Origin of the sequence: Sphingomonas sp., assembly GCF_042091075.1 — a bacterium.
Classification (GTDB): Bacteria; Pseudomonadota; Alphaproteobacteria; order Sphingomonadales; family Sphingomonadaceae; genus Sphingomonas.
Genome location: NZ_JBELIE010000011.1, coordinates 31,641 through 38,214, shown reverse-complemented (window position 1 = coordinate 38,214; position 6,574 = coordinate 31,641). Strand labels below are relative to the sequence as shown.

At 69.6% G+C, this 6,574-nt stretch carries 4 protein-coding genes; 3 read left to right on the top strand and 1 reads right to left on the bottom strand.

All coding sequences use genetic code 11. The features are described 5' to 3' along the window. Nucleotides 1-3,814: translocation/assembly module TamB domain-containing protein (locus ACFDSW_RS02335; protein ID WP_375248666.1), on the top strand; the 3,814-nt coding region annotated here is incomplete at its 5' end. On the opposite strand, the gene ACFDSW_RS02330 is transcribed toward ACFDSW_RS02335, so the two are convergent. Further along, complete coding sequence (locus tag ACFDSW_RS02330; RefSeq protein ID WP_375248665.1) at nucleotides 3,808-4,398, bottom strand: TetR family transcriptional regulator C-terminal domain-containing protein; 591 nt, start codon at nucleotides 4,396-4,398, stop codon at nucleotides 3,808-3,810. The genes ACFDSW_RS02335 and ACFDSW_RS02330 overlap by 7 nt on opposite strands. A gap of 48 nt (nucleotides 4,399-4,446) precedes the next feature. Here ACFDSW_RS02330 and ACFDSW_RS02325 point away from each other — a divergent pair, with 48 nt between their 5' ends. Together ACFDSW_RS02325 and ACFDSW_RS02320 are read left to right on the top strand one after the other, a co-directional pair. Beyond that, nucleotides 4,447-5,643: an aromatic ring-hydroxylating dioxygenase subunit alpha gene (locus tag ACFDSW_RS02325; protein WP_375248664.1), complete on the top strand. Its 1,197-nt coding sequence runs from the start codon at nucleotides 4,447-4,449 to the stop codon at nucleotides 5,641-5,643. A 22-nt stretch (nucleotides 5,644-5,665) separates the two neighbouring features. Continuing rightward, the coding region (locus ACFDSW_RS02320; protein ID WP_375248663.1) for a phytoene desaturase family protein at nucleotides 5,666-6,574 on the top strand (909 nt) is incomplete at its 3' end.

Below are 6,574 nucleotides of genomic sequence, written 5' to 3'. Positions count from 1 at the left end.
CGCGCAATGGGTGAAACTGCCGCAGCCGCGCGATACCGGGCGCAGCGGGCCACTGCTGCCCAGGTTCGACATCGCGATCGGGCGGCTGACAATCGAGCGGCTGGTGATCGGCCGCGCAGTGACCGGCGTCGTGCGCGAAGGCCGGGTGCAGGCGGGTGCGGACATTCGCGACGGCCATGCGCTGGTCGCGCTGGCGGCGGCGGTGCGCGGCAGCGATCGACTTGCGCTGCGGCTCGATTCACGCCCCGATGCCGGACGTTTCGACCTGGAGGCGCGCGCGCGCGGCACCGCTGACGGCGTGCTGGCGCGGCTGACCGGCATCCGCCGCACGCTGGCGTTCGACATCGGAGGCGATGGCGGCTGGCGACAATGGCAGGGCCGCGCGGTGGCGCAGGCCGGCCGTGCGACGATCGCCGATCTGGTACTGACGCAGCGCGGCGGCGCCTATACGCTGATCGGTACGGTCGACCCCGCGACAATCACCCGCGGCAAATTGCGCGCGCTTACAGCGCCGGGCGTCACCGTGAACGGCGCGGGCACCTTCGCGCGGCGCCGGCTCGACGGGCAGCTGACGCTGCGATCCGGCGCCCTGGCCGTCCGCGCCGAGGGGATCGTCGACCTCGCCGACAGCGCATTCCGCAACCTGCGCGTGTCAGTGCGCCTGCTGCAACCCGCCGCGCTGTTCCGCAACATGCGCGCCACCGACATGCGGCTGCGCGCGATCCTAGACGGCAATTTCCGTCGTTTCCGTTTCGATTATCGCATCACCGCGCCGCGCTTTTCGTTCGACAACACCGGCTTCGAGCAAGCCCGCGCGGCGGGCAAGGGGCGCTGGTCGAACCGCCCGGTCGCGGTGCCGATCGCCTTTACCGCGCAGCGTGTGACGGGGGTAGGGGAACAGGCCGGCGGGATCCTGCGTAACCTGTCGGTGTCGGGTGTGTTGCGCGTCACGGCGCGCATGGTGACGGGCGACGATCTGCGGTTGCGGTCCGACAAGCTGACCGGGCGGATCGGGCTGCAGCTCGATCTGCGGACGGGGCGCTACGATATCGCCCTGAATGGTGCGCTGGGGCGGTATCTGATTCCCGGCCTGGGGGTGGTGGATGTGCAGTCACGGCTGCGCGTCGTGCCGGGGGCGGACGGACACGGGACGCGCGTCGTCGGACGCGGCGTGGCGCAGATGGTGCGGCTCGACAATGCGTTCTTTCGCAACCTGGCCGGCGGTTTGCCGCACGTCGAGGCCAATCTTGAACGCACCTCCGACGGGGTGTTGCACTTCACCGACCTTCGGCTCACCGCGCCCGATATCCAATTGTCGGGCACGGGCTTCCGGCGCCGCGACGGCACGTTCCGTTTCGAGGGCGGCGGCCAGCAACGCAGCTACGGTCCGGTCCGTTTGACGCTCGATGGCCGGATCGAGCGGCCGGTGATCGACCTGATTTTCCAGCGCCCCAACGAGGCGCTCGGCCTGCGCGACGTGCGGGCGCATCTCGATCCGAACGGTCAGGGATTCGCCTTCACGGCGGCGGGCCAGTCGCGGCTGGGGCCGTTCGAGGCCGGGGGGCAGATCGAACTGCCGCCCGCCGGCGGGCAGGCGCGCGTGGCGATCGGCCGGCTGGATGTCAGCGGGACGCGCGCCAGCGGCACGCTCGATATCGTCCCCGGCGGGTTCCGGGGGCGGCTGACGATCGCGGGCGGCGGCCTGTCGGGCGCGCTAGACCTGACGCCGCAGGGCGCGGTGCAGCGGATCGCCGGCCGCATCGAAGCGCGCAGCGCACGTCTCGGGGCGGACGTCACGGTGCGGCAGGCGAGCGTCGATTTCACCACCGTGCTCGATCCCAGCGGTACGCGGACCGAGGCGACCGTCACCGGCTTCGGATTGCGGCGGGGCAGCCTGTCGCTGGCGCGGTTCGCCGGGCACGTCAGGCTCACTGGCGACGATGGCGAGATACGCGCTTCCGCCGCCGGCTCGCGGGGGGCCGGCTTCCAGTTGCAGACGATCGCGACGCTGGCCGACGGCGTCTATACCGTGCGCGCGCAGGGCAGCGTCGGGCAACGTGCGATCCGGCTCGATACCCCGGCGGTGATACGGCGCGAGGGCGACGGCTGGCTGCTCGCGCCGACCCGACTGACCTTCGCCGGCGGCAAGGCGCAGGTGTCTGGTCGGTTCGGCGAGGGCGGCACCAGCTTCCACGGGCAGTTGAGCGACCTGCCGCTCGCGGTGCTCGATATTGGTTATGCCGGGCTGGGGCTGGGCGGGACGGCATCGGGCAGCGTCGACCTGGAAGCGCGCGCGGGTGCGGCGCCGACCGGCAGGACCAATCTGACGATCCGTGGGCTGACCCGCTCCGGGTTGGTGACGTCGTCAACGCCGATCGACATGGGCGTGGCGGGGGTGCTGACAGCGCAGCAGGCGGGCATTCGCGTGGTGATGGCGTCGGGCGGCCGGATCGTTGGACGCGCGCAGGCGCTGTTGAAACCGCTGGCAACGGCGACCGGCGATCCGCTTCGCCGGCTGACCGATGCGCGGCTCTTCGCGCAGGTGCGCTACAGCGGGCCGGCGGACACGTTGTGGCGGCTAACGCGGGTCGAGCTGTTCGATCTCGCGGGGCCGGTGGCGATCGCGGCGGACGTGTCTGGCTCGCTGACCGCGCCACAGATCCGCGGCGTGGTGCGCGCCACCAATGCGCGCATTCAAAGCGCGACGACCGGCACCTTGCTGACCGGGATACAGGCGGAGGGGCGGTTCGCCGGTTCGCGCCTGCAGATCCAGAGTTTCGCCGGGCAGACCGCACGGGGCGGGCGGGTGAGCGGCACTGGCGCGTTCGATTTCGCCGGTGCCAAGGGCGTCGCGCTGGACTTGCGGCTCAATGCGGAGCGCGCGGTGATGATCGATCGTGACGATATCGGCGCGACCGTTTCTGGCCCGATCGCATTCCGTTCGGACGGTGCGGGCGGCGTGATTTCCGGGGACGTGACGCTCGATGCCAGCCGTTACCGTTTCGGACAGGCGACCGCCACCAGCGCGGTGCCGCGCCTGAATGTCCGCGAGATCAACCTGCCCCCCGGCGCGGGCGCCGACGAGGGGGAAGCGCCCGCGCCGTGGCGGCTGGCGATCCGCGCGCGGGCGCGCAACGGTCTGCTCGTCTCCGGCCTGGGATTGCGCAGCGAATGGAGTGCGGATCTGGCGATTGCGGGGACGCCGACCAACCCGGCGATCACCGGACGCGCGGATCTGGTGCGTGGCGACTATGAGTTCGCCGGGCGCGAATTCCAGCTGTCGCGCGGCGTGATCCGCTTCGCCGGCGAAGTGCCCGCCAACCCCGCGCTGGATATCGAGGCGAGCGCGAACACGACGGGGCTCAACGCCTCGATCCGCGTTACCGGGGTCGCGCTGAAACCGGAGATCACGTTCGCCAGCACCCCCGCGTTGCCGCAGGACGAATTGCTGTCGCGGCTGTTGTTCGGCACCTCGATCATCAACCTGTCCGCTCCCGAGGCGCTGCAACTCGCCAGCGCGGTCGCCGCGCTGCAGGGCGGTGGCGGCGGGCTGAACCCGATCAATGCGGTGCGGCGCGCGGCCGGGCTCGACCGTTTGCGCATCCTGCCCGCCGATCCGCAGACCGGGCAGGGCACCTCGATCGCAGCGGGGAAATATGTGACGCGGCGCGTCTATGCCGAGATCATCACCGATGGCGCGGGCTATTCCGCGACGCGGGTCGAATTCCAGGTGACGCGCTGGCTGTCGCTGCTGTCGTCGATCTCCACGCTGGGGCGGCAGAGCGCCAACGTTCGCGTCTCGCGCGATTATTGACCTCGCAGCGACGTCAGATAGGCGCTGGTGATCGCTCGCGCGTCATCGGCTTCGAACGTGCCGGGTGACAGGCACAGTTCCAGCCACAATCCGTCGACCAGCGCGGTGAGGCCGATCGCGGCGTGGCGCAGGCGCGTTGCCGCCATGCCGCTTTCCGACAGCAGCGATTCCAGCCGCGCGCGATAGCCGGCATAGTGCCGCTCATGCGCGGCGGCGATCGTCGCGTCGCCGCGCGCCAGACCCCAAAAGGCGATCCACGTCGCCAGCAACGAGGGGTCCGCGATCGGTGGCGCGAAGCTCGCCTCGACATAGGCGGACAGTCGCGAATGGGGATCGTCACCCGCCTGCGCCACCGCCGCCTCCAGCGCCGCCGCGACCTGCGCGGCGACGTGATCGTAGGTCGCGTCGACGAGCGCACTGATGCCGCCGAAGTGATGCGTCACCAGGCCGGGCGACACCCCCGCCGCCGCGGCGATCGTCCGCACCGATGCCGCCGCCGCGCCGCCCCCCGCCAGCACGCGCGCGCAGGCGGCGATCAGATCGCGGCGGCGGGCCTCGGGGGTGGCGCGGAGCGGCTTGCTCATCCCGTGAACCTATTATACGATCGTGCAACAAGCAACCGGAGCTGACCGATGGCGCATCGTCCCGCCCCCCTGCCGTATGACGATCCCGACGCGGACTGGAGCCTGCCGGGCTGGCTGTACACCGACCCGGAATGTTTCGAGGTCGAGTGCGCTCGCATTATCCGGCCATCGTGGCAGATCGTCTGCCATGACAGCGACATCGCCGAGCCGGGCGAGTGGCGGACGCTGTCGTATCTTGGCGAGCAGGTGATCGTCGTTCGCGGCGAGGACGGGGCGATCCGGGCCTTCCACAACGTCTGCCGCCACCGTGCGATGCGGCTGGTGGAGGGCCATGCGGGATGCGCGCGGAAGCTGGTGTGCCCGTATCACGCCTGGACCTATGAGCTGGACGGGCGCCTGTCGGGAGTGCCGATGCGCCGCGACTATCCGGCGCTGACGCTGGAGGACAATGGCCTGGTGCCGGTCGAGGTCGATCGCTGGCGCGGCTTCGTCTTCATCCGGCTGGAGGATGACGGCGGCCCGTCGGTGGCGCAGATGATGGCGCCCTATGATGCGGAAGTGGCGCCATACCGCTTTGAGGAGATGCGCCGGATCAGCGACGTCCGGTTGCGCGAACGGAACGTCAACTGGAAGAACGTCGGCGACAATTATTCCGACAATCTGCACATCCCGGTCGCGCATGACGGGCTGACCCGGCTGTTCGGCAAAAGCTATGCGATCGAGGCGGCCGGCTGGGTCGACCGGATGTCAGGGCAATTGGTCGATCGCCCTTCCGACGATCCGTGGGAGCGCTTCTACCAGACGCATCTGCCCCATGTGCCGCATCTGCCGGAAGCGAACCAGCGGCTGTGGCTGTATTACAAGCTGTGGCCCAACATGGCGTTCGACATCTACGCCGATCAGATCGACTTCATGCAATGGCTGCCGCTGTCCCCCACGACCTGCGTGCTGCGTGAGATGGCCTTCGCGCTGCCGGACGCCTTCACGCCCGAAGGCAAACGCCGCGAGATGAAGCTGGTGCGCTACGCCAACTGGCGCATCAACCGCACGGTCAACGCCGAGGATACCTGGCTGATCGAGCGGGTGCAGCAGGGGATGGCATCGTCCAGCTACACCGTCGGACCGATCGGCGCGAGCGAGGTATGCCTGCGCAGCTTCGCCGCCAAGCTGCGCGACCGCATACCCGAGGCGCGGCAGCACCGCCCGCCGCCGCCGGGTTGGTCGCGGCGGATGCGGGGCGTGTGACGACAGGAGAGCAGGGGGCGATATGACCAAGCGATACGACGCGATCATCATCGGGGGCGGGCACAACGGGCTGGTCTGCGCCTTCTATCTGGCGCGCGCGGGGATGAAGGTGCGGGTGCTCGAACGGCGCGACGTGGTGGGCGGCGCGGCGGTGACCGAGGAGTTTCATCCCGGTTTCCGCAATTCCACCGCCAGCTACACCGTCAGCCTGCTGCGCCCCAAGGTGATCGCCGACATGAAGCTGCACGATCGCGGTTTCCGGATCATCGAGCGAACGATCAGCAACTTCTTTCCGTTTGAGGATACCTATCTGACGCTGGGCGGCGGCACCCGGCGCACGCAGGAGCAATTCGCGCGTTTCAACCGCCACGATGCGGAGGCGTATCCCGCCTATGACGCTGCGTTGGAACGGGTCGCGCAGGTGCTGCGCGATCTGGCATTGGAGATTCCGCCGAACGCCGGCGGCGGGTTGCTGGAGCTGGTGGCGGCGGCGCGGCAGGGCTGGCCGCTGGCGAAGCTGGATATCGCGGCGCAGCGCGACCTGCTCGATGTGTTCACCAAATCCGCGCGCGATTTCCTCGACGGCTGGTATGAGGACGATCACGTCAAGACGGCGTTCGCCTTCGACGCGGTGGTGGGCAATTTCGCGGGCGTCTCGACCCCCGGCTCGGCCTATGTGCTGTTGCATCACGTCTTTGGCGAGGTGAACGGTAAGTTCGGCGCATGGGGCCATTCGGTCGGCGGAATGGGGGCGATTACACAGGCGATGGCGGCGGCGTGCGTCGATGCCGGGGTGGAGATATCGCTTGAGACGCCGGTCGCCAGCGTCCTGATCGAGGGCGGCCGTGCCGCCGGGGTACGGCTGGAGAGCGGGGAGGAGATCGCCGCGCCGATCGTCGCCGCGAATGTCGGTCCGGCGATGCTGTATCGC

What these genes read in the sequence shown, in the direction of transcription:
- ACFDSW_RS02330 (WP_375248665.1), bottom strand. Translation starts at nt 4,398, where the DNA reads ATGAGCAAGCCGCTCCGCGCCACCCCCGAGGCCCGCCGCCGCGATCTG.
- ACFDSW_RS02325 (WP_375248664.1), top strand. Translation starts at nt 4,447, where the DNA reads ATGGCGCATCGTCCCGCCCCCCTGCCGTATGACGATCCCGACGCGGAC.